17 protein-coding genes and 1 pseudogene are annotated in these 25,513 nt (G+C 60.1%); 12 read left to right on the top strand and 6 right to left on the bottom strand.

Features of this window, described 5'->3' with window-relative positions:
• Positions 1–340: 340 nt before the first annotated feature.
• Complete coding sequence (locus KW841_RS04625) at positions 341–1,987, top strand: multiheme c-type cytochrome (protein ID WP_218473946.1); 1,647 nt, start codon at positions 341–343, stop codon at positions 1,985–1,987.
• Between the two features lie 393 nt (positions 1,988–2,380).
• Here KW841_RS04625 and KW841_RS04620 read toward each other — a convergent pair whose 3' ends face one another.
• The gene (locus tag KW841_RS04620) at positions 2,381–6,328 is read right to left on the bottom strand and encodes a M10 family metallopeptidase C-terminal domain-containing protein (protein WP_218473944.1); all 3,948 of its coding nucleotides are present in this window, start codon (positions 6,326–6,328) and stop codon (positions 2,381–2,383) included.
• A 485-nt stretch (positions 6,329–6,813) separates the two neighbouring features.
• On the opposite strand from KW841_RS04620, the gene KW841_RS04615 reads away from it, so the two are divergent.
• From KW841_RS04615 to KW841_RS04580, 8 genes are all read left to right on the top strand, one after another.
• A complete protein-coding gene (locus tag KW841_RS04615; protein ID WP_218473942.1) occupies positions 6,814–7,491 on the top strand; it encodes a thermostable hemolysin in 678 nt (225 codons plus the stop codon).
• Positions 7,481–8,962, top strand: coding sequence for an AMP-binding protein (locus KW841_RS04610; protein WP_218473940.1), 1,482 nt, complete (start codon positions 7,481–7,483; stop codon positions 8,960–8,962). The genes KW841_RS04615 and KW841_RS04610 overlap by 11 nt, the downstream gene beginning before the upstream one ends.
• Entirely contained in the window at positions 8,959–9,633 is a 675-nt protein-coding gene (locus KW841_RS04605; RefSeq protein WP_007979163.1) for a TenA family transcriptional regulator, read from the top strand. Before KW841_RS04610 ends, KW841_RS04605 begins: the two co-directional genes overlap by 4 nt.
• A complete protein-coding gene (locus KW841_RS04600) occupies positions 9,620–10,429 on the top strand; it encodes an SDR family oxidoreductase (protein WP_218473938.1) in 810 nt (269 codons plus the stop codon). The genes KW841_RS04605 and KW841_RS04600 overlap by 14 nt, the downstream gene beginning before the upstream one ends.
• Positions 10,426–11,070 (top strand): tetratricopeptide repeat protein, encoded by a 645-nt coding sequence (locus tag KW841_RS04595; RefSeq protein ID WP_218473936.1) that lies wholly within the window; start codon positions 10,426–10,428, stop codon positions 11,068–11,070. The genes KW841_RS04600 and KW841_RS04595 overlap by 4 nt, the downstream gene beginning before the upstream one ends.
• An 11-nt stretch (positions 11,071–11,081) precedes the next feature.
• Positions 11,082–11,744: a response regulator gene (locus tag KW841_RS04590; protein WP_033048300.1), complete on the top strand. Its 663-nt coding sequence runs from the start codon at positions 11,082–11,084 to the stop codon at positions 11,742–11,744.
• Positions 11,741–13,108 (top strand): HAMP domain-containing sensor histidine kinase, encoded by a 1,368-nt coding sequence (locus KW841_RS04585; RefSeq protein ID WP_218473934.1) that lies wholly within the window; start codon positions 11,741–11,743, stop codon positions 13,106–13,108. Before KW841_RS04590 ends, KW841_RS04585 begins: the two co-directional genes overlap by 4 nt.
• A 320-nt stretch (positions 13,109–13,428) precedes the next feature.
• Positions 13,429–14,130, top strand: coding sequence for a response regulator transcription factor (locus KW841_RS04580; RefSeq protein ID WP_218474576.1), 702 nt, complete (start codon positions 13,429–13,431; stop codon positions 14,128–14,130).
• Here KW841_RS04580 and KW841_RS04575 read toward each other — a convergent pair.
• The 4 genes from KW841_RS04575 to KW841_RS04560 all read right to left on the bottom strand — a co-directional run bounded on the left by KW841_RS04575 (position 14,127) and on the right by KW841_RS04560 (position 20,349).
• A complete protein-coding gene (locus KW841_RS04575; protein ID WP_218473932.1) occupies positions 14,127–15,614 on the bottom strand; it encodes a sensor histidine kinase in 1,488 nt (495 codons plus the stop codon). The genes KW841_RS04580 and KW841_RS04575 overlap by 4 nt on opposite strands.
• Before the next feature lie 729 nt (positions 15,615–16,343).
• Positions 16,344–17,609, bottom strand: coding sequence for a nitrate/nitrite transporter (locus KW841_RS04570; RefSeq protein WP_218473930.1), 1,266 nt, complete (start codon positions 17,607–17,609; stop codon positions 16,344–16,346).
• A gap of 51 nt (positions 17,610–17,660) precedes the next feature.
• Positions 17,661–18,731, bottom strand: coding sequence for a sugar phosphate isomerase/epimerase (locus KW841_RS04565; protein ID WP_218473928.1), 1,071 nt, complete (start codon positions 18,729–18,731; stop codon positions 17,661–17,663).
• 112 nt (positions 18,732–18,843) lie between these two features.
• A complete protein-coding gene (locus KW841_RS04560; RefSeq protein ID WP_218473926.1) occupies positions 18,844–20,349 on the bottom strand; it encodes a PLP-dependent aminotransferase family protein in 1,506 nt (501 codons plus the stop codon).
• A gap of 329 nt (positions 20,350–20,678) precedes the next feature.
• Here KW841_RS04560 and KW841_RS04555 point away from each other — a divergent pair, with 329 nt between their 5' ends.
• The 3 genes from KW841_RS04555 to KW841_RS04545 all read left to right on the top strand — a co-directional run bounded on the left by KW841_RS04555 (position 20,679) and on the right by KW841_RS04545 (position 24,230).
• Positions 20,679–21,551, top strand: a complete 873-nt coding sequence (locus KW841_RS04555; RefSeq protein ID WP_116579431.1) for a DNA/RNA non-specific endonuclease — start codon at positions 20,679–20,681, stop codon at positions 21,549–21,551.
• Between the two features lie 384 nt (positions 21,552–21,935).
• Entirely contained in the window at positions 21,936–23,282 is a 1,347-nt protein-coding gene (gene potE / locus KW841_RS04550) for a putrescine-ornithine antiporter (RefSeq protein ID WP_218473924.1), read from the top strand.
• A 42-nt stretch (positions 23,283–23,324) separates the two neighbouring features.
• Complete coding sequence (locus KW841_RS04545) at positions 23,325–24,230, top strand: amino acid ABC transporter substrate-binding protein (RefSeq protein ID WP_218473922.1); 906 nt, start codon at positions 23,325–23,327, stop codon at positions 24,228–24,230.
• A gap of 192 nt (positions 24,231–24,422) precedes the next feature.
• Here KW841_RS04545 and KW841_RS29995 read toward each other — a convergent pair.
• Positions 24,423–25,397, bottom strand: a pseudogene (locus KW841_RS29995) (methyl-accepting chemotaxis protein); the annotation flags it as partial.
• Between the last annotated feature and the right edge of the window lie 116 nt (positions 25,398–25,513).

Genomic DNA, 25,513 nt, shown 5'->3' with positions numbered 1-25,513 from the left:
ACTCAAGACGGTGAGTGGTCCCCGATTTCGGTGTAAGCGTCCCCACTAACGGGGCGCTATTCCCCAGCAGTATTCACGCCAGCATCAGCACGGCATTTCAACTTTCGACGAATGTTTGCAGGGACATTCCGGTCCTCGCTCATATTTTGTTACAGCAATGGCAGGGTAATTGCTGAGTGAGCGTGTCCCGTTCACGAAAGGTGCAGCGTCGGCAAGCTGTGGAGCTGTAAGTACCCCATTGAGTGATTGCACGTAACCATCGGTTTGCATCACGAAATACCCCTGGCGACTCAATAGAAGTACTGCAGTCATCCTCTGCGAACCGTCCAGAGGAAATGCCATGAGCCACACCAGACCAACGTGTGCACAGTTAGCGCTGCATGGGCTATCGGCCTTGATTGTTCTTTGGACGATCAGCGCCGGGTCTTACATGGCAATGTTCAACGTACCGCCAGGCGTCAAGCTGGCTATTGTCGACTTGAACATTTCCCTGGCGTCATTGTTCATACCGTTGTTCCTGGCGCTCAAACCTCTGGCTCGGCGTTTTTTGTTCTTCCTGACCTGCCTGCTGACGGTGACGCTGGTGGCGGCCGACGAACCCCAGAGCAGTAACAATCAGGGCAATGACAATCAGAGCAATGACAAGTGGCTGGAGCCGGCACGCTCCAGGCTCATGCATGTGACTGGCGGGATGCCGTTCTTCCCGCACCGGGCCAATACCACCGGTAACCTGGTCTTGAATGTGAAGGACTTCGACAATGCCCAGGTCTGCGGCGCTTGTCATACGGAGATCTACAAACAGTGGCGCTCGTCGATGATGTCCCAGGCCTGGGATGAACCCATCTATCGGGCCTTGCTCAAGCGCGCGAGTTCGGCCACCGAGGGCAAGGTCGATAACTTCTGCACTGGCTGCCATACACCGATCGGTCTCACGACCGGGCAGATCACTTCGCAAGTCAACCGCTCCTCGGTTGAGGACAGCGCGAAGAACACTCCGATGCCCGGGGTCGATTGCGAAACCTGCCACAACATCAGTGCCCGCACGGGCCTGGACAACGGCGCCTATGTTCTGAGCCCCCGGGCGCACGGCAAGCCGACCAAGTTCGGCCCGCGCAAAGATGCCGTCTCGCCTTATCACGACACGGTGTACTCGGCTTTGCACACCCGCTCGGACTTTTGCGGCACCTGCCACAACGTCACGCACCCGTTCAGCAGCGTGGCGGTGGAGCGCACCTATGACGAATGGCAGGAGAGCACCTACAGCCTTAACGATGTCACTTGCCAGAGCTGCCACATGCCGGGTTTCAAGGGCAAGGCCGCGATCATGGGGCCGGATCGCGAGGAGGTCGCCTCGCATTGGTTCAGCGGGGCCAACGCGATGATGCTCAACCATCTCGGTCAGGATGAGGGCGCACAACGGGCTCGCAACATGCTCGCGCGCGCGGGGGAAATAACCTTCGAGCAATTGCCGGCAGCGATCGTTGCCGGGCAATACACTTCGGTCGCCGTCAAGGTTTCCAATGTCGGCGCAGGGCACAAGCTGCCGACCGGCTTTCCGGAGGGTCGGGAGATGTGGATCGATTTCCGGGTGCAGGATGCCACGGGGCGCGAGATCTACCGGCTGGGCTCGATCAAGGACGGCAAGACCGAAGTCAACACGCGAAACTTCAAGGTGCACATAGGCGACAAGGACGGCAACCCGCTGGACGTCGAGGTCTGGAATGCCACGCAAATTCTCTCGGACAACCGCATTTTGCCCAAGGGCTACGACATCGGGGAGTTCTCCTTCCTGGTGCCGGCCGATGCCGTCGGGCCGCTGACCCTGACGGCCGATCTGAACTACTGGCCGTTTTCGCAGAAGCTGGCCGACTACCTGCTCGGCAAGGACAAGGTGCAGGTGGAAATCACCCGGATGGCCAACGTCACGCAGAGCGTACCCCTGTCGACCAGCCTGCCGGTTGCCGGGGCGGATACGGCGCACTTTTAACCGCGCAGTGTCGGCGTCCAGGCGCATCCCGATCGCTCAGCACAAATGCTGCGGCCCGGGAAACTGTAGGAGCCAGCCTGCTGGCGATGGACTCAAGCGCACCGCGTTTATCCAGGCTACACGCGTTATCGTTGACGACCATCGCTGGCAAGCCAGCTCCCACAAAAGACCGCGTCTGTAGGAGCCAGCCTGCTGGCGATGGACTCAAGCGCGCCACGTTTATCCAGTTCACACCCGTTATCGTTAATGACCATCGCTGGCAAGCCAGCGCCTGCAGGAGACTGCGTCCGAACCCAAACCAGTGAAAGCCCCCAAAAAAAAGAAAACCCCGACAAGCACAGGGCTTGTCGGGGTTGTCGGTAACGCAAGACAGATACCGCGTTCAGCGGCAGATCAAAGAATGATGTCTGTCGCTGCGAGGGTCGTGACGCCTACGAGCTTGATGGCGAACTCGGCTTCGCTGTCCGTATCGGTGTTGCCGTAGAGCACACTATCCTGCAGCCTCAGTTGCCCGGCTCCGGTGAAGGCAACAGCATTGCCGATGAACGAGAAGGCCTCGTTGCTGAAGCTTGTACTCGTGATGGCATCCAGTGTCCCGAGGTCGATTTTGTCCTGCCCGCGAACGAAATCGTTGATGACGTCGGTAATCGTACCGGTCGTCCCCATGTCCGACAGCGACGTGAAGATGAAGGTGTCGTTGCCGGCACCCCCGATCAGCGTATCGTTGCCCGCACCGCCGATAAGAATGTCGTTGCCGGCACCGCCATTGAGCACGTTCGCAACGGTGTTGCCGGTCAGTGTGTTGCCCAGGGCATTGCCGGTGCCGTTGATGGCCGCCGTGCCGGTCAGTGTCAGATTCTCGACATTGTCGCTCAGCGCAAAACTGACCGAGCTCTGGATGACATCGGTGCCGGCGACGGAGTACTCGATCACCTGATCGCCTGCGTTATCGACGATGTAGGTGTCGTTGCCGCGGCCACCGAGCATCCTGTCGGCACCGGCGCCACCGGAAATGACGTTGGCTCCGCTGTTGCCCACGAGCTGGTTGTTCAGGGCGTTACCCGTGGCGTCGATGTTCGCGGTACCGGACAGCGTCAGGTTTTCCACGTTGGCCGACAGCGCGTAGCTCCCTGAGCTGACGACCAGATCGGTGCCGCCCAGGTTCGCTTCAACCACCACGTCGCCACTGTCCTGAACATAATAGGTATCGTTGCCGGCCAGGCCTTCCAGGCGATTGTCCAGTCCGTTACCGATCAGGGTGTCGTTGTAAACGCTGCCAATGGCGTTCTCGATCCGTGCCTCGGTAATCTGGGTCATGCCATCTGTCAGGGCATCCACCAGATTGGAACTGTCCGCCGCCAACGTCACGACGGTGCCGAAACCAAGCTGATCGACAAGGTTGTTGTAATAGCCTTCGTTGCCGGCGGTGACGGCAAAGACCGGCACGATTGCGCTGGCCAGCAGCTTGGCCTTGAGCAGTGCAACCGTCGGGTAGTCTTCGAGCTCCAGCAGCGCATCCCCGTCGTTGGCGACATAAGGCGTGTCGCCGGCCTTGTGATAGTCGGCATCGGTCATCACCACCGCAACCCGGAAGGAATCGGGGCGGAAACCGAGTTCGGTCTGGCGCACGGCGGCCTGCATCAGCGCCTCGATTTGCGACTCCGGCGAGTCGCCGCCACTGCCGATGGTCAGCGTGTTGAGTGCATTGACCAGGCTGGTCTGATTGGAGGTCATCGCCAGGTCGGTGCGATAGACGTATTCGCCCTTGTCAATGAAGGAGGCCAGGCCGAAACGGTTGTCAGCCTGAACCGAGGACAGGGTAGACAGCACCTGGGGCACCAGCGTCTTCACTTTTGCCACGTCGTCGCCAAACGAGCCGGAGGCGTCCTGGAGGAAGAGCACGTCGAGTGGTACGTCTACCGTGCCTCCGGAAGAAAGCGTCACCATCCGTCCATTGATGTTGCTGGTGCCGCCAGGCGTCAGATCGATGGTGACACCGCCTGTCGCTGCCGAAGCGTCCAGCGTATCGATACCGCTTGAGTCTTCGATCAGGATGGTTCCAGTGGTGCCGGCCACAACGTAGGTATCGTCGCCTGCGCCACCGCTCAGTGTGTCATCGCCGATCGAATCGACCAGACGATCATTGCCCGTGTCGCCGTAGAGCAGGTCACTGCCTGCGCCGCCAACGAGGGTGTCATTGCCATCACCGCCGCGCAGGATATTGGCATTGCCGTCACCGGTGAGGGCGTCATCGAATCTGCTGCCTGACAGGTTTTCGATGTTGATCAGCGTGTCGGTACCCGAGCCGCCAGTCACCTGGGCGGCGCCATTGACCGCCACCTTGACGCCCGCCGTGGCGCTGGCATAACTGACGGTATCGTTGCCGCTTCCACCATTGATCGTACTGTTGCCCGCGTTGGCGGAGATCAGGTTGTTCAGGGCATTGCCGGTGGCGCTCAAGGCGCCAGTGCCGATCAATGACAGGTTCTCGAGGGTCGTACGGGTGTCGAGGGAAAAGCTGACCGTGCTCTGAACCGTATCCACACCTGAAGTGTCGGTGATGACATCGGTGTTGGTGTCGACGATGTAGAGGTCGTTGCCATCGCCGCCGTTGAGTGTGTCAATCCCGGCGCCGCCATTGAGGGTGTCGTTGCCGGCCAGACCATTGAGGATATTGTTGCCGGCAGTGCCCAGCAGCGAATTGTTGCCGGCGTTGCCCGTGCCGGTCAGCGCGGCCCCGGCCAGTGTCAGGTTTTCCAGGTTGGCACCGAGGGTGTAATTCAGGTAGCTGACCACGGCGTCGGTACCACCGGAACTGGTTTCGGTGATGACATCCGTACTGTCGCGCACCACGTAGGTGTCGTTGCCGGCCCCCCCGATCATCTGGTCTGCGCCGGCACCCCCGTCGAGGGTGTTGGCTGCGGCATTGCCCACGAGGGTGTTGGCGAGGCTGTTACCGGTGCCATTGATGGCGGCGGCCCCGGTCAGCGTCAGGTTCTCGATGGCGGCATAAGTGCCCAGGCTGAAAGTGACCGAGGACTCGATCGAGTCCGTACCGGCTGAATCAACAATGATATCGGTCGTGGTATCGACGACATAGATATCGTTACCGCCGCCGCCATTGAGCGTATCGACGCCGCCTTCACCCCTGAGGGTATCGTTGCCGTCACCACCGATCAGCACATTGTTGGAAGCATTGCCGATCAACAGGTTGGCGTTGGCATTACCGGTAGCGTTCAGCGCCGTGCCGGTCAGCGTGATGTTTTCGACATTCAGCAACGCGGCAATGCTGAAGTTGACACTGCTCTTGACGGTATCGATGCCGCCATTGGCAATCTCGGTGACCTGGTCGCTGGCCGAATCCACGATATAGAGGTCATTGCCGACACCGCCATTGAGCAGGTCGTTACCCGTGCCGCCATCGAGGGTGTCATTGCCATTGCCGCCGATCAGGGTGTCGTTGCCGGCCCCGCCCAAGAGGGTGTCATTTCCGTCATTGCCAGTGAGGGTGTTGGCCGCACTGTTGCCGGTGATGATGTTGTCGCGCCCGTTGCCCGTGCCATTGATGGCCGCTGTTCCGGTCAGGGTGAGGTTGGTCTGATGCGCCGCAAGCGTTGCTGTCACGCTGCTGGAAAGATCCTGGGTGAAATTGACAAGACTGCTCAGTTCGGTCGCACTCATGCCCGTCAGGTAGCCGCTGTTGGTCAGCCCCGCGAGCGAACTGCCGATCGCCTGAGCGCCGGCCGTGTTGCTGGCCAGCGCATGGAAATGCATGACCACTTTGGTTTCGCCGGCGGCAAGCGTCAGGTTGTAGCTGCTCTGTGGTTGATCGACAGCGCCGGAGTTCTGACTGGTGGTATCGGGTGAACCGGCACCTCCCGACACCACATGGACGAGATTGGCATCGGAAAGGTTAGTGCTGCCCACGGCAAACCAGTCGTCCGCGGTAGTGCGCAGGGTGTCACCGCTGCTGGTGGCGGTCACCACAGTCCTTGAGTCGTAATAGACGTTGTCCGTCAGTTGAAGATTGACTGACTGCGGGGCACTGCCGGTGTTTTTGACGATTTCCAGCGTGCGGACAAAACCGTCGCCGATATAGGTGGTGCGGGTGAGGGTGATGCCGGTGGTGGAGTCTGTCGCCGTAACCGTCTGCGTATTGGCAGTGACACTGGCCGATGCCCATGACAGGTATGCAGACGAAGTCGATCCGCCGATGTATAGATTCAGGGAACTGCTGTCCAGGGTATTGGAGTAGAGCGCTGACGTTTTAGCCTGATTCACATTGCCGCGGCTATCGACGGCCCAGGTGTTTCCAGATGCATCCGTGTAATTCAATGCCATTGCCAATGCTCCTTGCTGTTGAGTCATTCGAGAAGACGGGAATAGGGGACAGATTTATTTTTTTGCCAAGTGCTGTGCGCGGTAAAAATCAGTCCGCCGTCCTGATGCATTGCAAGGGGGCTTTGGCGTAGAAGGCTCGAGGCAATGGGCTTGCCGTGAAATCCGGGTTCCTTGGGTTCATCAGGACTTCCATGTTCAAAACGGGGGGCGGGTTTTCGTCGCCGGGTAGAAGTGGCTGCGAAGAGCGCAGAATATCCCGCCAGCTGGCCTTCTGCCATACCCTGACTGGATAACGGTGCCTGATACCGCAAAAAACGGCAGAGGAGAGGGGTTTATGGTTCGGCGCTGTGGCGGGTGCGGTCATTGGCGCTTTTTTGCTTTGCTCGCGCAACAGGCCCCTGAGGAGAACCGTTTTGTCACCTTCAGACTTCGTTAAGAATTGTCTTTGATACTGCTCCCCAATTGATCCGGGGAGATGTTTTTCAATGTCCGATTTCAACTGGAACGTTCAGTTGCCGCTGCGCTTTGGCCTGACCGAAGCACAGCAGATGCATCTTGTCAGGGCCTTGCCGGACACCCCGCAAAGGAGTGTCTTCGAAGCCTTTATCCAGCAACGGTTTCGCAGGGCCCACGGCGCCGATGTTCGCCACTTCATGCCGGAGCTGTTTGGCATGAGCGATGCGTCCGGCACGCTTTGCGCTGTGGTTGGCGCGCGTCTGGCGAGCAGCGGACCGCTGTTTCTTGAAGGTTATCTGGACGAGGCGATCGATTCACTGATCAGTGCCGCGGCCGACCACACCGTAAGCCGCTCAGCCATCGTCGAGGTCGGCAACCTGGCTGCCAGCGACACCGGCAGCGCACGGATGAGCATCATTGCGATGACTTACCTGCTGGCCATGGGGGGGCTGGAATGGGTCGCCTTCACCGGGAACCTGGGGCTGGTCAATAGCTTTCATCGCCTTGGCTTGAAGCCCGTAACCCTGTGTGCTGCCGATCCGGCGCGCCTGGGCGACGACCGCCACGCCTGGGGCAGCTACTACGAAAGCAAACCCTGGGTTCATTTCGGCAATATCCGCTCCGGGTTCATTCATTTGCGCAACATCGGCCTGTTCAGTCGCCTGGGTTTGCCGACCTCCATTGAAGGGGCCTGCCATGTCGCCTGAAATGGAGCATTTCAAACAGACCCTGCGTAATCATGCTGAGCAAAAAAACAACGCCATTGCCTTGTGGGACGACCATCGCAAGCTCGACTACGCCACGCTTTATGCCGAGGTCATTGATCGTCAGCAGCGCTTGCGTGATGAACGGGTCAGGGTGCTCGCCCTGGCCCTGGACAATGGTATCGAAGCCCTGCTGTGGGACCTGGCCGCGCTGTTCGAGGGTTTGACCTGCGTGGCCTTGCCGCCTTTTTTCAGTCCGGCGCAACGCAAGCATTGCCTGGAGCAGAGCCAGGCCGAACACGTCATTGCCGAACCGCCATTGCAGGACGAACTGCAAGCCACTGGATATCAGAAGTGCGGCGAGTTCTGGCACCGCACATTCAGTGGCCCGAACCGGATGCCTGAAGGCACCGCGAAGTTGACCTTCACCTCGGGCACCACAGGCACACCCAAGGGCGTGTGTTTGAGTGCCGACAGCATTCTGCGGGTCGCGCGCGAGCTGGACCTGGCCAGCCAACCCACCGACCCGCAACACCACCTGGCGCTGCTGCCGCTGGCCATTTTGCTGGAAAACATCGGTTGTTACGCCGCGCTGTATGCCGGGGCCACCTTGAGCCTGCCCAGCCAGAAAACCCTGGGGATTGCAGGCGCCAGCGGTGTGGAAGTGCCGAAACTGTTGGGTTGCCTGGCCAGCCGCTCCCCCCAGAGCCTGGTCCTGGTGCCGCAGTTGTTGCTGATGCTGGTCGGTGCTGCCGAGCAGAAGGCTTTCGACCCACAGCACCTGCGTTTTGCCGCCGTGGGCGGTGCCCGGGTCAGTGAAGATCTACTGCATCGCGCTGAACGCGTGCGCATACCCGTCTATGAAGGTTACGGGCTGTCCGAGTGCGCATCGGTGGTGTGCCTCAATCGCCCGCAAGCTCAGCGCCCCGGCAGTGTCGGACGGCCATTGCCCCATGTGGAGATTCGCCTGGCGGATGACGGAGAAGTGCTGATCAAGGGTTCAACCTTGCTGGGCTATCTGGGAGAGGCGCCGCACACCGCCCAGTGGTGGCCCAGTGGCGATCTCGGCGAGTTCGACGCCGAAGGTTTTCTCTACCTCAAGGGACGCAAGAAGCATCAGTTCGTGACCAGTTTCGGGCGCAACGTGAACCCCGAGTGGGTGGAAGCCGAATTGACCCAGCGCGGGCCTGTCGCCCAGGCCTTCGTCTACGGCGAGGCGATGCCCCACAACCATGCGCTGCTGTGGCCGCATCGCCCGGATTGTACCGACGAACAACTGGCCGCCGCCGTGTCCCAGGCCAACGAGGCCTTGCCCGAGTACGCCCAGGTCCGCCACTGGAGTCGGCTCGACCAACCCTTTACCGCCACCAACGGTTTGCTCACCGCCAATGGCCGGCCCCGCCGTGACGCCATCATCGAGCGCTACCGGCGGCAATTGACCGAATCTGCATTTTCCGAGGAATCCGCACCATGAGTTTTTTTGACACGTTGCAGCAAGCCACTGAGCAAGAACGCAATGAGTTGTTCAACCTGCCGATCATCCGTGATGCGCTGCAGGGCGACGTCAGCCTGGAAAGTTACCGGGCCTTTCTGGCACAGGCCTATTACCACGTACGCCATACCGTGCCGTTGATGATGGCCTGCGGAGCGCGCCTGCCTTCGCGCCTGGAATGGCTGCGCAAAGCGGTCTGTGAATACATCGAGGACGAATACGGCCACGAACAATGGGTACTCAATGACATTCAAGCCTGCGGCGGTGACAGGGACGCTGTACGCGATGGGCGCCCTTCATTGCCGATCGAATTGATGGTCAGCTTCCTCTACGACCTGATTGCCCGGGACAACCCGGTGGGACTGTTCGGCATGGTCAACGTACTTGAAGGCACGAGCATCGCCTTGGCGACCCACGCCGCGGGCAGTATTCGCCAGCGCCTGGACTTGCCGGAAAGCGCTTTCAGCTACCTCAGTTCCCACGGTTCGCTGGATATCGAACACATGCAGACCTACCGTCGACTGATGGACACTCTGGATGACCCGCACGACCAGGCCGCCGTCATTCATGCCTCCAAAGTGGTATACCGGCTCTACGCCGATATGTTTCGTGGCTTGCCGCGTAACGGGGAGAACCTGCATGCGCCTGTCTGAAGCCCGCGTCGTGTTGACCGGTGCCAGTGGCGGCATCGGCCTGGCCATCGCCACTGCACTGTGCGCCAGTGGTGCCAAGGTGCTGGCCGTGGCTCGTCACCGAGAACCCCTGGTGCCGCTGCTTGAGCGATATCCCGATAATCTGTGTTGGATCCGTGCAGACCTGACATTGCTCTGCGACCGCCGCGAGGTGCTGGCACGGGCCCAGGGCATCGGCGGCATCAACCTGCTGATCAATGCCGCCGGGGTCAACCATTTCGCGATGCTCGAACAGCTCGACGACAGTGAGATCAATTCGATGCTCGCGGTGAACATCAGTGCACCGATATGCCTGACAAAACTGATGTTGCCACTGCTCAAGCAAGCCGACAGTGCCATGGTGGTGAACGTCGGGTCGACCTATGGCTCCATTGGCTACCCCGGCTACGCCAGTTACTGCGCCACCAAGTTTGCCCTGCGCGGGTTCTCCGAAGCCCTGCGCCGAGAGCTGGCGGACACACGGGTCAGCGTGCTTTACGTCGCCCCGCGAGCGACCCGTACCGGCATGAACAGCCCGGCAGCCCAAGCGCTCAATGATGCGCTCAAGGCCAATGTCGACGATCCGCAAACCGTGGCGGCGGCGGTGATTCACGCCATTGCCGGTGACCGTCGCGACTTGTACCTGGGCTGGCCCGAGCGTTTTTTTGTACGCCTGAACAGCTTCCTGCCCCATCTGGTGGACCGTGGGTTGCGCAAGCAATTGCCACTGATCCGCCGCCTGAGCCAGAAACCCGACCAGGAGAATCTCGAACCATGAAAAAGATCATCGCTTGCCTGCTGCTGGGCGCATTGAGCCAGAGTGCCTGGGCGCTGGATGCTGCCGACCAGCAGCGTCTCAACGGTATCCAGCAAAGCTGGGCGCACATTCAGTACGAGTTGCCGGAGGGACAACGCACTGCGGCTTTTGAAAAGCTGGCCGCCCAGGCTTCGAGCTTCAAGCAGGAACGCCAAACGGTGGCGGAGGCGTGGATCTGGTCTGGCATCGTCACCAGTAGCTGGGCGGGCGCCCAGGGCGGGCTGGGTGCGCTGAGCAAGGTCAAGGATGCCAAGGCCGATCTGGAAAAAGCCCTGGCCCTGGACCCCAAGGCCCTGCAAGGCTCAGCCTATACCAGTCTGGGGGCCCTGTATGACCGCGTACCGGGCTGGCCCATCGGTTTCGGTGATTCGGACAAGGCCGAGCAGTTGCTCAAGCTGGCATTGCAAATAAACCCCAACGGCATCGACAGCCTGTACTTCTGGGGCGATCACCTCTACCGTCAGAAGCGGTATGTCGAAGCCAGGGCAGCGTTGCAAAAAGCCTTGCAGGCTGCGCCCCGACCTGGCCGCGAGAGCGCTGATGCCGGGCGCCGCAAGGAGATCGAAGCGCTGTTGGTAGACGTGAACAAGAAACTCGGCTGACAGGAGACCCTGTGCGTTTATTACTTGTAGAGGATGACATGGCGCTCGGCGAGGGCATTCATCAGGCCCTGCGCCGTGAAGGTTATACCGTCGACTGGTTGCAGGACGGCAACAGTGCCTTGCACTCGCTGCTCAGTGAAATCTTCGATCTGGCGGTGCTCGACCTTGGCCTGCCACGCATGGACGGTCTCGAAGTACTCAGGCGCTTGCGTGACAGCGGCTCCAACCTGCCGGTGTTGATCCTGACGGCGCGCGATGCCACCGAAGACCGCATCGCCGGCCTGGATGCCGGCGCCGATGACTACCTGATCAAGCCTTTCGACCTGGCAGAATTGAAGGCGCGCCTGCGTGCGTTGCTTCGGCGCAGCGCCGGGCGTGGGCAATCGCTGATCGAGCACGCGGGTATCAGCCTGAACCCCGGCACCCAGCAAGTCAGCTACAAAGGCGAACCGGTGGCCCTGACACCCAAGGAATACCAGTTGCTCCACGAACTGCTCTCGCCACCGGGCCGGGTAATGACTCGCGATCATCTGATGCAGTTACTGTACGGCTGGAGCGAGGAGGCCGAAAGCAACACGCTGGAAGTGCACATCCATCACCTGCGCAAGAAACTCTCCACCGACCTGATTCGCACCGTCCGCGGTATCGGTTATCTGGTGGAGGAGCGTCGATGACCTCGATCCGGCGTCGCACCCTGACCCTGATCATTGGCCTGATGCTCGCAGGTCTGACAGTGATCAGCGTGCTGAACCTGCACGACAGCAACCATGAAATTGCCGAAGTCTATGATGCCCAACTGGCCCAGAATGCTCGCCTGCTGCAAGGCGTCATGCGTATGCCCATGGTGAGCAAGGATCACGCAGATCTGTACAAGGCTTTCAACCAGGCCCTGAACGAGGCGACGCCCAGGGACGATGGGCATCCGTACGAAACGAAGATTGCGTTTCAGGTCTGGAATGCCAGGAATGAAGTGCTGGTACATACCGCCAGTTCTCCTTCCTTCAGCCAACCCCCGGTCACACCAGGCTTCAGTGATGTCATCGACCTGAACAACCGGCATTGGCGGGCCTTCCTGCTTGAAGACAAGCAGAACAACCTGCGGATCTGGGTGGGCGAACGGGACGATGTGCGAATGGACCTGGTGGACCGCATCGTACGCCACACCTTGTGGCCTAATATTCTGGGGAGCTTGATACTGGCCGCCATGCTCTGGCTGGCCATCGGTTGGGGATTGAAACCGCTGGTCAACATGGCTGCAACACTGCGGGCGAGGCATCCCGGTTCACTCGAACCCCTGCAATTGACACCGCTGCCTACGGAGCTTGAGCCGATGCAGGCGGCCCTTAACCGTATGCTTGCGCAGATTCAGGAAGTCATGGGACGTGAGCGACGTTTTATCGCCGATGCCGCCCACGAAATGCGCACCCCCCTGGCCGTGCTCAGGGTGCATGCGCAGAACCTGATGGAAGCGGGGAGCGAAGGGGAGCGTCGTGCGTCGCTTGAGCACTTGATTGCCGGAGTGGACCGTACCAGCCGGCTGGTCAATCAATTGCTCACGATGGCCCGTATCGAGCCTAAAGCAGGCGCGCAACCGCCTGTGCCCGTCGATCTGGCAGCCACGGTTCGCGACAGCCTTGTCCAAATGACGCCCTGGTTGTTGAGCAAGGACCTTGAACTGGTTTTCGATGTCAGCGACAACATCGGCCTTGTGAGGGTCGACCCTGCGGCCATCGACATTGCCTTGAACAACCTGGTCACCAACGCGGCGAACTTCTCCCCCCGGCACGGAGTGATCACGGTAAAACTGGTCGAAAAGAGCAAGGGCTACGAACTGTCTGTCGAAGATGAGGGGCCGGGTATCGATGAGCAGGACCGCGATCGGCTTTTCGAGCGTTTCTACAGTCGCGCAAATGATCAGGGGGCAGGGTTGGGGCTGACCATCGTCAAGGCCATTGCGGTTCGCCTGGGTGGACAGATAAAACTGGAGAATCGCATCGCTGGCGGGTTACGTGCCACGTTGGAAATTTGTTGCGTTTGACGTCGGGCCCGGTTTGCCGGGTGCCGTGGTCGCCTGTACCCAAGCGTTGCAGGGCGACTGCTGGTCGGATGGAATACGGATTCGGGTTTTTATGAAGGTTTCTGTTTTTTATGCTCAAATCCATTAAAAACAAAGTGTTGAAATAGAAATATAAAGTGCTTTGTAAGATTTTTTACTTGTTCAGGTTCTGATTGCACCCGACCTAAGTCGGATATCCGGACGACTGGAGCCCGGTACATACAATTGATGACCGGCGGCTTCACGGGTTCCCTGCTATTAATCAATGTGTATCCGAATGCTTATTCTTGCGGGAGCGTCTCATGAGTCCATTCATTCGCATCGGCATTGCCGACGATCACCCGATGTTGCGTGAGGGCGTTGCCAATACGTTGAGAAAACGGGCGGATCTTCAGGTTGTGGAGCAAGGTTCCAATGCGCAGGAAGCCATGGATATTGCGCAGAAGGAGTGTCCGGACGTGATGTTGATGGACGTCAATATGCCGGGCGACGTGTTCGCCGCGGTGCGATTCATTTCCACACAGCTGTCGGATGTGAGGGTGCTGATGCTGACGGTTTCGGAGTCCGAGGATGATGCCTTCCTGGCACTGGAGGCCGGCGCGCGCGGGTATGTGTTGAAAGGTGTCAGCGGGCCGGAACTGGTCCTGGCGATCAGGACGGTTGCCAAGGGTGAGTCGTATATCACCCCCGAGTTTGCCAACAAACTGCTGAGCAATATCAAAAAGCACGAAGCGGAAACCCGCAAGTTCGATCTGACCCACCGCGAGGAGGAGGTCATTCGTGAAGTTTCCAAGGGGCTGACCAACAGGGAAGTGGCGCAAAAGCTGTTGATCAGCGAAAAAACCGTCAAGCACCACATGGGCTGCGTGATGCAGAAGCTGAACGCGCGAAATCGAGTCGAAGCGGTCACGGCTCTGCGTCACTACCGGGAGCGTGAAGCGATCGGGCACCTTCACATCGGTTTGGCGAAAGCGCCAATGGATGCCGAAGCGGCGACTGACTAGAGTTTGAACTGCGCATTGACCGACGTACCCGCGTCGCAGGAGTCGATGCTGAACAACCCGCCCAGCGATTCGACGCGATAACGCAATCCGGCGAGGCCCAATCGGGTCCTGCCGGATTTCTCGAGCTGCATCGCGTCCGCCGCCATGCCTGGCCCACTGTCCCTGACGCTGATGTTCAATACGCCATCGATGTATTTCGCGAGGATGACCTGACCCTCGCCGTTGGCGTGCCGGTAAGCGTTGTTGAGGGCTTCTTGCACAAACCGGTACAAACAGAGTTTGAGCGGCAATGGCGCGGCCTTCGGTAGCTGCCCCAGGGTCAATGTGACCTTGGTGCCAGTGCGTTGCTCGTGCCGTTGCGCCACCAGTTGCAACTCTTCCACCAGGCTCACGTCGTTGATTTCCGGAAGTGCCAGGCCACGTGATAAATCGCGGACCTCACGCAATGCGTCGGTGGCGGCGGCGCGGATGGTTTCCAGCGATTCCTGATCGACCGCCGTGCAGTTTTCGGCCACGTCGTCGAGCCGGATCAGAATCAAGGTCAATAGCTGCGCGGGCCCATCGTGCAGGTCTGCGCCAATGCGCCTCAAGGTGAGCTCGTTGACTCGGGAAAACTCCTGGGTAGCCGTTGCCATCTTGTGCTGGAGTTCAGCATTGCTGATGTGCAAGCGGGTTTGTTCGATCAGCCGCAAGTGCAGTGCCACCTGCTGTTGCTGGATAATCTTGTCGCCGCGTCGCACGATGAAGAAAAGCAGGGTCAGCATGGCCAGTGTCGCGGCGCCGACGACCCCCCATACCTCTTCCCGGACCCGATTGATCTCGCGCCTGAGGCTGTCGGCCTTTTCATAGAATTCGCCGACCGCGATGATTTTCCCGGAGCGCGAATCCCGCAGGGGCGCGTAGATTTCATAGAGCGGGACGTTGAGCTCGCGCTCGAACGCGTTCTCGTCCTGGGTCAGTTCCTGAAGATCGGTGACCACTTTGCCCTTGAGTGCCTCGGTGATCTCATCCAGCGGGAATTGAACGTTGGTGATGTCTCTGTTCGTGCTGTAGACCACCGTGCCATCCGCTCGCCAGATCTTGATCGAGACAATGTGCTGTTTCAGCGAACGACTTTCCGTGAGGCGATCCAGGGACTGGATACTTGCAGCCGATAAGGTGTTGTCCTGGCTCAACTCCTGCACAAAGGGCTCCAGAAACGTATCCATGTACTGAGCGCCTGCTTCTGCTGCGCTATGTACCGCGGCACTTTCGATGCGCACGCTCACCAGATTGCCGACGAAAAACATGGTCAGCCCCAGGATCACCGCAGCGGCAATGACAAACTGGGTCGAGTGACTCAGCTTGCGCGCCCGGCCCCTGATCCATGTACGCCAGAGGCCGTTGCGACTTACATCGCCAACAGGCGCTGGTTCGTCCTGCGCCTCGGCTTGCTGCGCGGTGAACGTCTGGTTTTCGGATTCCGCTTTTGCATTTTTTGCCATAGGTCCGGTTCCCTGATCATCGAGACAGGTCGGTTGCAAACCCGGCAGTTCAACGCCCATCTGGAGATTGACGCCAAGCCCATGACTGACAGTAGATCACTGCATGACGATCCGACAGTTTCACGGATGATCAGCCAGGCCGCACCGCGTTGCGTTGCAACACGTATAAAGCTGGCTCCTACAGTTTTAGCGTGGGCACGGCCCCTTGTAGGAGCTGGCCTGCCAGCGATGGTCGTGAACGATGACGCGGGTGAGCTGGATAAACGCGGCGCACTCGAGTCCATCGCCAGCAGGCTGGCTCCTACAGTTTTCCCGAGGGGGCACGTTCCCTTGTGGGAGCTGGCTTGCCAGCGATGGTCGTTAACGATAACGCGGGTGAACTGGATAAACGCGGCGCACTTGAGTCCATCGCCAGCAGGCTGGCTCCTACAGTTTTAGCGTGGGCAGGGTCCCCTGGGGGAGCTGGCCTGCCAGCGATGGTCGTTAACGATAACGCGGGTGAGCTGGATAAACGCGGCGCACTTGAGTCCATCGCCAGCAGGCTGGCTCCTACAGTTTCGGCGTGGGCGTGGCCCCTTGTGGGAGCTGGCCTGCCAGCGATGGTCGTGAACGATGACGCGGGTGAGCTGGATAAACGCGGCGCACTGGAGTCCATCGCCAGCAGGCTGGCTCCTACAGTTTTAGCGTGGGCACGATAACGCCTATGAACTGGGTAACCCCGGCCTATATTCAGGCTTGCGCGGCGCTGAGCTCGCCAGTGACCGTGGCGTTCTTGCGCACCGCTTGATACAGCAGGCTCGATACCATGAACCCGACAACGGCCAGCAGGCTCATCAACGAAAATACGTAGTTGTAGCCTTGTTGACCCGGGAAGTGGTCGAGTATCGCGCCATAGATGACGTAGGCAAACATGCCCGGCGCATAGCCGATCAGGCAACCAATGCCAAAGGCCGAGCCCGTGATGTGCTGGGGAATGCCGACTTCACCCATCGGTGCCCAGAACACACCGCGCATGGAAAATACAATCAACGCGAAGGAGAGGGTGGCCGCCATGCCTGCGTAGATGTAACCCGGGCTTTTCGGGATGAGCATGATGACGCCCATCAGCGGCAACAACGCCAGGAATGCCCACTTCAGATAACGGCTGGAACTCTTGAACTGCTTGTCGGCAATGAAGCCGCCAGCGGGGCCGCCGAGGATCTTGAGAAAGTACTGGTTGATGATCCCGTAAGCCCCCACCAGGGCCACGGGCAGTTCGTACATGTCCTTGAGGTAGGGAATGAAATAGGTCAGGCCGCAGTAGACGATGTAGACCATGAACACGTTGAGGCTGACCAGCCAGATGCCCGGCACCTTGATGGCCTCGAGCAGGTTCGACAGTCCGTTCTTCGGCTTGACGGTCGACTGGGTTTTGCCGCTCTTGAGCAACAGCCAGGTCAGGGTGCCGGCAAGAATGTCGATGACCGAGTAGAACAGGATCGCCGACTTCAAGCCGTTTTCACCGGAACCCATGGCGACGAAGACGCCCAGCGCAGAAAACGCGACCAGGGTATCAATGACGCCACGCCCGCCTTCGAGCAGGCCGAACAGGCGCCCCTGTTCCTTATCGTCACCCAGGTTGCGGATGGCCTTGAGCAGCGATGGCCAGAAGAGGCAGTCGGCACACACGGCCAGCAGGCAGAACACAACCAGCAGATTGCTGAACGGCGGAAAGGTCGCCAGGTAAAGCCCCAGGCCCCCGGTACCGATCAGGCCGAGGGGGATCAGCTTGCGTGTGTCGTACCGGTCGGCGAGCATGCCGCCCACCACGAACAGCGCGGTGGCGACGATGGCGTTGGCGCTCAGCAGCACGCCGATTTCAGTGTGGGACAGCCCCATGAATTCTTGCATGGGGATGTAGAAGGCGTCCTTGAGGCTCGCCAGCTTGTAGACGGTGCCGCCACCGAGGATGAGAATCAGGAATCTGAGCCATTTGGCCTTGTCATGGGATGTCATTATTGTTCTCCAGGCGTATTGGGGTAGGCAGTGCCGCTCGGCACGTCAGGTTCAGGCGTCAGCGCAATGCGCCAGGGTCAACTCGGCCAGGGTTCGGAACTCGGCCAGCAGACCTCGTACATAGGCGACCTGGTTGTTTGCCCAGCGGTGTTCATCGGCCAGCATTCGCTCCAGCGAGAAGCCCTGCGGCAGCGCTGTCTCACTCATTTCCCGGTACGCAATGAACGGGTCGGCGGCTTCGTCGAGTTGGCGGAACGCCGGTGCCACGTAGTGGTTTTCCTGCTCGAGAATGAAGGCGATCACTTGCGGGGTCGATTCGCCGAGCATCAGCAGTTCGAACAGCATGCGTGCGTTGGGCAGGTCGTCTTCGTCACAGCCTTGCAGCACGCCGTAATGCCCGAAGCCGTTTTGCTCAGGCACGATGCGCACACCCTTGAGGTGGGTCTGGCGTATGTGCGGGGCCAGGGCGCGCAGTGCCGCAAGGGGCTGCTCGCAGGCATTGATCATGTTGCCGAAGTCGAACAGGGCGTGCAGGCGCGGGTGGTTCAGCCGGCTCAGCAGTTGCGCGATCTCGCCGCTCTTGAGTTCCTCGTGCTGCTCGAAATCGAAGAACAGGTCGTGCGCGTCTGCCTGTTGCGCGAGGTAGTGCAGGTCGGACTCGATCACATCCATGACCCGGGACAGCGCCCCTTCGTAGCGTGAGTAGACACGGATGTTGCAGGTGCCCAGCGCCTTGGCGATGGCGATCGCTTGATCGACATCTTTTTTCAGGGTGCTGCTGATTTCCAGATGCACGTCCAGCCCGAGGGCATTGGCCTTGGCCGCGAACGCCTGGAGCTGCGCGGCGGTCATTTGGCTCAGGCTGTTTTCCTCACCGTCGAGCAGGTGCAGGCTCAGGCCCTGGAGTTCGTGGCGATAGGCGAAGTCCAGCAGGTCGCCAGGGGTGACACGGCCGTGGGTCAGGTTGGTCAGCAAGGGGTAGGCGTGGGCAAACAGGCGCAGTTGCCCAAGTCGGTCGAGCAACTGGCGGGCCAGTGTCTCGGTCAGTAGGGGGGGAGCCTCGGCCTCGACAGCCTTATGGCTGAGCAAGGCGTTGAATCGTTCCTGGATCTTATTGTTCATTCGAGTCGTTCCTGGTTCAGACACCGGGTCTACCGGCGCAGCCTTTATCGCGCCAGTCAGGAACTCTCGATAGATCCATTATCAGTTAAATCATAAGACCACTTGCCCGGCGTCAGGTGGCCGGCTGCAGGTAGCCCATTGTGTCCAGGGCCTGGGCCAGCGCTTCGACCCGCGCCTGGGCCTGGTCCTCGGGGGTGCTGGCAAAGCCGATCAGCAGCGCCGGCGGCAGGACATGTTCGACGCAGTAGTCGCTCAGGGGATAGGTGTGAATGCCATGCTGGTCGAGCGCCCTGGCCAGGGCATCGTCATCGAGATGCGCGGGTAACCAGGCGATCATGTGCATGCCGGCTTCCACCGGAGTGACCCTGAAGAAAGTCCCCAGTTGTTTCTGCAGCTGTTCGACCAGTGCCTGCTGGCGAGCCTGGTACAGGGCGCGCATCCGCCGAATATGGCCGAGGAAGTGGCCTTCGCGCATGAAGTCCGCGGTGGCGGCCTGAAGCAGCGTGGGCGGGCTGCGATCCATCACCGCCCGCAGGGTGCAGAAGGGTTCGACCAGGGCGTTGGGCAGTATCACGTACCCCAGTCGCAGCGAGGGAAAGAGCACCTTGCTGAAGGTCCCCGCGTAGATGACCCGGGCCCACTGGTCCATGGCATAGAGTGCCGGCAGGGGGCGGCCGTTGTAGCGAAACTCACTGTCGCAATCGTCCTCGATGATCCAGCTTTGATTCTGCGCGGCCCAGTCGATGAGTTCCTGGCGTCGTGCATAACTCATGGTGACGCCCAGGGGATGCTGGCGAGACGGAGTGGTAAACACCAGGCGGGCGTCAGGACACACAGCCAGGCCTTGCCGGACATCGATCCCCTGTTCGTCGATACGCAACGGCACGACCTGGCCACCCTGGGCCTGGAGCGCAATACGCGCTGCGATATGCCCCGGATCTTCCATCCAGAAGCTGTCCTGCGGATTGAGCAACAGCATGCCCAGCAGGTTGAAGGCTTGCTGGGCGCCGGACACGATGACCACCTGATCGGCACTGCAATCAATGCCGCGGGCATCGAAGACGTACTCGGCAATCGCCTCGCGCAGGGCCAGCAACCCCTGCAGTTCGCCATAGCCGAGCATGGCCTTGGTCGGCTTGTGCAGATGACGATTCAACAGACGCTTCCAGACCGATTGCGGGAACGCATCGTAGGCGCTGTGACTGGGCAGGAATGACGTCGGGCTGTCCGTAGCCCAGCCAGCATAGGACACGCCACGGAAATGATCGCTGCGCAACGACAGCATCGACTGGCTCAGGTCAGACAAGCGAGGCGGCTGGCGCAGCTGCTCGTCATCAATGCCGCGGCCTTCCCATTCATGGCCGACGTAAGTCCCGGCCCCGGTCCGCGACGTCAGGAAACCTTCGGCAATCAGTTGATCGAACGCATTGAGAATGCTGATTCGCGACAGTTCGAGCTCCTTGCTCAGGGTCCGCGTGGACGGCAGGCGCACGCCACCCTGAAGCCTGCCACTGAGAATCTGTTTGCGAATCTGCAAGTAGAGTTGGCGGTACAAGGGGATGGAACTGGCACGGTCCAGTTCGATACCCGACAACAGCAAACCTGCGGAGGATTTCATTATTCGTTCGTCTGGATGGAATGTGGTCTGGCCTGAATCGCTGTCAGGCACCCGGGTGCGAAAGGGTAGCGAGGGGGGCTGGATAAGTCATCCACCCCAGCGTCACAATAACAGGGCCGGCGAGTGCGGCATTGCACTAACCGGTCTGGTCATGATCCATAACCCCCGCACGACCCTCAGCGGTCGAACCGACCGGCCCCGCATCGGTAATTGATCAAGGACAGTGAAAGCATGCTCGTCGCCACATAATCAGCAACCCCCTCTACCCGGTTCCGTGAATCGGGACTCGCCGTACGTTTACCCCTTAATTCCTTTCGAAGAATCAACCCATGTACCTACGCAAAATTGCAGTTGGGCTGTCGGCCCTTGTTTTGCTCTCGCCCGGGGCGCAAGCCCGCAGTCTGCTGGACCTCCTCAAGCCACCCGCCGCGCAACACGAACAAGCGTCCCGCTCAGGCTCGATCAGCCAGAGCGCGGCCCTGGACCTCTACTCAAGCAAACAGAAACAGGCCTCGTTCGATGGCTGTGCTGATCTGTTCCCGGCAGCGAAACCGATCAACACCGCCACTGTGCCTGCATCCATGAAACCCCTGGCCTTGTGTTCCGACAATTTCGCGGTGCTGTACTCGCAAACCAGCAAGACCCCGCTGGTGGTAGTCGAACGCCTGAATGCGGCCCAGTTGCGGGATGCCAAAGGGGAAGAGCGCACCAACCAGTTCTACCCGGACCCACGCATTCCCAAGGGTGGGCGTGCAGAGTTGAGCGACTACCGCAGCCAGCATCCGGCCGTGGACCGTGGTCATCAATCTCCGGCAGCCGATGCACCGAACCCCAAGGCAATGGCCCAATCCTTTGCGCTGTCGAACATGGTGCCGCAAGACCCGACCAACAACCGCAAGATCTGGAGCAAGGTCGAGTCGGATGTCAGGAAGTTTGCCACGCGAGCCGATGGCAACGTGTTTGTCTTTACCGGCCCGCTCTTCGATCCAGGCCACTCGACCGTCGGCGACAACCAGGTCTGGGTGCCGACGCGCCTGTTCAAGCTGGTGTACGACGCCTCGTCCCAACGGGCCTGGGCCTACGTACTGCCCAACGCTGAAACCCGTGTCCAGAAGCCGATGGACTACGACACTTTCGTGAAGAACACCGGGCTCAAATTGCTCGGGAACCTGCCCGTTACAGGTTCCGCCGGGCGCACCTGACGGCTGGATGAGCAGCATCCCACTGGTTGGAGGCAACCTGTGGGGGGCTGCATTCCTGGAAAAGGAGGGCGCCTGATCGTCATGAGCATGCCCAGGCGGTCCAGGAATAAACTCGGCAAGAAGTAACAGATTGTAAAATTGAACTATACCCAATAAGGCAATCGCTCCTGGCCCAGGGACATGATGCCTCCACAGATATTCGTCCCAGGAACTTCAACGTCGGACAGACCGAGAAATTCTGGTGATGAACTCTTTGAAAATCCCTGCCAGCAATGCGGTGCGTTTACAGGCTCAAGGTCTGATTAAGCATTAGCCCCTGTCCGGCCGTGTGCTGCACGTCGCCAGGCCCAGGTTCAAGACTCTGAACAAGGCAAGGAGTTTGCGATGGCTGATTCAAGCAAGAAAATGAGCCTGATGGGGCTCACGACGCTGGTAACGGTCAACATGATGGGCTCGGGCATCATCATGTTGCCCACCAACATGGCTCAACTGGGTGCCGTCTCGCTGCTGTCATGGATCTTCACCGCGATCGGCTCGATGGCCATCGCTTACTGTTTTGCCCAGTGCGGGGTCTTCTGTTCGCGATCCGGCGGCTTGTCCGCCTACACAGAAGAGGCCCATGCGAAGTCGGGCTTTTTCCTCTGCTCGTACCTGTACTTTCTCTCCTTGGCCATCGCCAACGTGGCCGTGGCCATTTCGGCGGTGGGCTACATGACCGCCTTCGTGCCCTGGCTGGGCACGGGGGCCATTCCGCTGTGTGTCGGCACCATCGGGCTGATCTGGCTGACCACCTTCGCCAACTTCGGCGGCCCGGGCATCACCGGCAAGATCGGTGCGTTCACGGTGTGGGGCGTGATCATTCCGGTCGCGGGCCTGAGCATCATCGGCTGGTTCTGGTTCAAGCCCGATGTGCTGGCCGCCGCCTGGAACCCCAACAGCCTGCCGATTTCCGAAGCCATCAGCAAAGCCATTCCCCTGACCCTGTGGGCCTTCCTGGGCATGGAGTCGGCGGCCCAGGCCACCGATGCCGTGGAAAACCCCAAGCGCAATGTGCCACTGGCCTGCCTGTTCGGCACCCTCGGTGCCGCCGTGGTCTATGTGCTGTCGACCACCGTCATCCAGGGCATCATTCCCAACGCCGAACTGGCCAAGTCCTCGGCGCCCTTTGCGTTGGTCTACGCCACGATATTCAGCCCGATGGTGGGCAACATCGTCATGGCCCTGGCGGTCATGGCCTGCGTCGGCTCGCTGCTGGGTTGGCAATTCACCCTGGCGCAAACGGCGAAGATGACGGCTGACCAGAACCTGTTCCTCAAGCTGTTCAGCAAGGTCAACTCGATGAATGCGCCCGTCGTCGGCATGATCGTCTGCGGCGTGCTGCAAACCCTCATGGCCCTGTCGACCATCTCGCCCGACGCCGCCGCGCAGTTCAGCAAGCTGGTCAGCCTGGCCGCGGTCACCAACCTGATCCCCTATATCACTGCGCTGACCGGCCTGCTGGTGATCATGCACAAGGCCGGGGTCTCGTCAGCGATTCGCACGCGTAACGTGGTGGTCTTGCTGATTGCCGTCACGTACTCCCTGTATGCCCTGTATGCCTGCGGCAAGGACGCAGTGATGGGCGGCACCCTGGTACTCGCTGTCGGCTACCTGCTCTACGGATTCCTCGCCAAGCGCTTCACCGAAGTGCCAGTGACCAATCAGGCCAGGGCCGCAAATCCTCAGGCGTAGCCATCAGGACTGCACAGACATCTGCATACGGGGAAACCGGACATGAACGTACCATTTGCCACAACCACCAGACTGCTGCTTGCCTTCGCACTCTTGACGCTGCCATTGGTAGCCGGTGCCAACACCCTTGAACGCGTGCGTAGCAGCCACACCTTTACCTTGGGATACTTGCCAGACCTGGCGCCCTTCAGCAAGCAGGAAGGCGACAAGGCCAGCGGTTATGCCATCGACCTGTGCCTGAAAGTCGCCGACAAGCTCAAGAGCGAGCTGGGCCTGCCCGAGCTGCAAGTGCACTACCAGCCGGTCACGGTTGCGGATCAGGTCAGTGCCGTCAGCCAGGGCAAGGTGGATATCCTCTGCACGCCGACAGCGCCTACCCTGGAACGGCGCAAGATGATCAGCTACTCCATCCCGGTCTACACCGCCGGCCTCTCGGTCGTGGTGCGCAACGATGCGGCCGAACCCTTGCTCAATGTGCTCAATGGCAAGGTCGCCAATGCCGGCCCGACCTGGCGTGCCAGCATCAACAACGGCCTGGCCAACCAGACCTACGCGACCCTCGAGGGCGGGGTGACCGAAGACTGGATTCGCGAGCGGATGCGCCTGCTCAACGTGATCGCCTCTCTGGTGACCGTGGCCAACAACGACGAGGGCGTCAAGCTGGTCGCCGAGGGCAAGGCCGATGCCTTCTTCTCCGAACGCATGCTGCTGCGAAATGAAGTCGCCAAGGGAGGTGCGGCGCAGAACCTGATGATCCTGGACCGCATCTTCGAGTACTCGCCGGTGGCGATGATGGTCGATCGCAACGACGAAGACTTCCGCCTGCTGGTCGATACGGCCCTGAGTGAAGCCTATTACTCGGGCTTTGTGGAAAAGGCCTACGACCAGTATCTGGGTGGGAGCAACCTTACCGTGAAGAGACTGTTCAGGGTGTATGCGTTGCCTTAGTGAAATCGTTGGCAACGACCGTCCGCCGACGTATTGCTACTGTAGGAGCGAGCTTGCTCGCGATGGACTCAAGAGCGCCGCGTTCAGTCTGTGAGCACGCGTTATCGTTGACGACCTTCGCGAGCAAGCTAGCTCAGATGATCAGCATCAATGGGCTAGGACCCTGACGCAGCAGGATTCACCCTGTCGCCACTATCGGTTAAAACGCTCGGCCAGGCTGTGCAGGTAGTCGGCCATGGCCTCAAGATCCTGGCTGATTGCGGCGCCTTGTTTGGCCTGCCCGGCGCTGTGATCACAGAGTTGGGCAATACGCGTGATCTGTTGATTGATGTCTTCAGCCACGTGACTTTGCTCTTCAGACGCCGAGGCCATCTGCTGGCTCATTCCGGTAATCCGGGTGACGGCCTGACTGATGCCGACCAGCGCCGACTGCACCGCCTCGACACGCTGCATGCTTTCGCGGGAGATCTGCTCGCCACGGCTGGCCGTGGACACTGCGCGATCGGCACCGTCGTACAGCGAAGCAATGATGCCGTGGATCTGTTCGGTGGAGGTGCGAGTGCGTTGTGCAAGGGAGCGCACCTCGTCGGCAACCACGGCAAAACCGCGACCTTGCTCACCGGCCCGGGCCGCCTCGATGGCCGCATTGAGCGCCAGCAGGTTGGTTTGTTCGGCAATGGAGGTGATGACATCCACGACACTGCCGATCGATTGCGTTTCACTGGCCAATGCGTTGACCGCCTTGCCGATCTCGTTGACCGCCTCATGCATGGTTTCCATGGCGCTCAGGCTTTGCCGGGCCAGCTCACTGCCGTCACGCGTCAACTGGTCGGCCTGCGATGCGGCATGCGCGGTGCTGATGACGTTCTGGGTGACTTCCTGGATGGTGGCGGCCATCTGTGAGATGGCGGCGGCTGACTGATCGGTTTCACTGCGCTGACGATCAAGCGACTGCGCTTGCGATCCGGAGAGTTCGGACGACTGCGCGGCCTTGGCCTTGACATTGACCCCGGCATCGACGAGTCGGCTCAGGGCGGTCTGCAAACGCGCTTCCTCACTGACCATGGCCATGTCCAGGCGACCCTGGGGACCATGGTTGTCGCTGTAGGTGAGCGCGACCAACGGATCGGAAAAGGCTTTCGGATGCTCGGCCAGGGTGCGCTCGATGGCTCTGCGATGCCGGGACTCGATCAGGTACCAGGCCATACACAGGCTCGCCACCATCAGCCCCTGTGCCGCTGCATTGGGCAGCCACTGCTCGGCGAGCAATGAAACTGCGCCGG

Origin of the sequence: Pseudomonas sp. PDM28, assembly GCF_019219115.1 — a bacterium.
GTDB classification, from domain to species: Bacteria; Pseudomonadota; Gammaproteobacteria; order Pseudomonadales; family Pseudomonadaceae; genus Aquipseudomonas; species Aquipseudomonas laurylsulfatiphila.
This window is presented reverse-complemented; position numbering and strand designations above follow the sequence as displayed.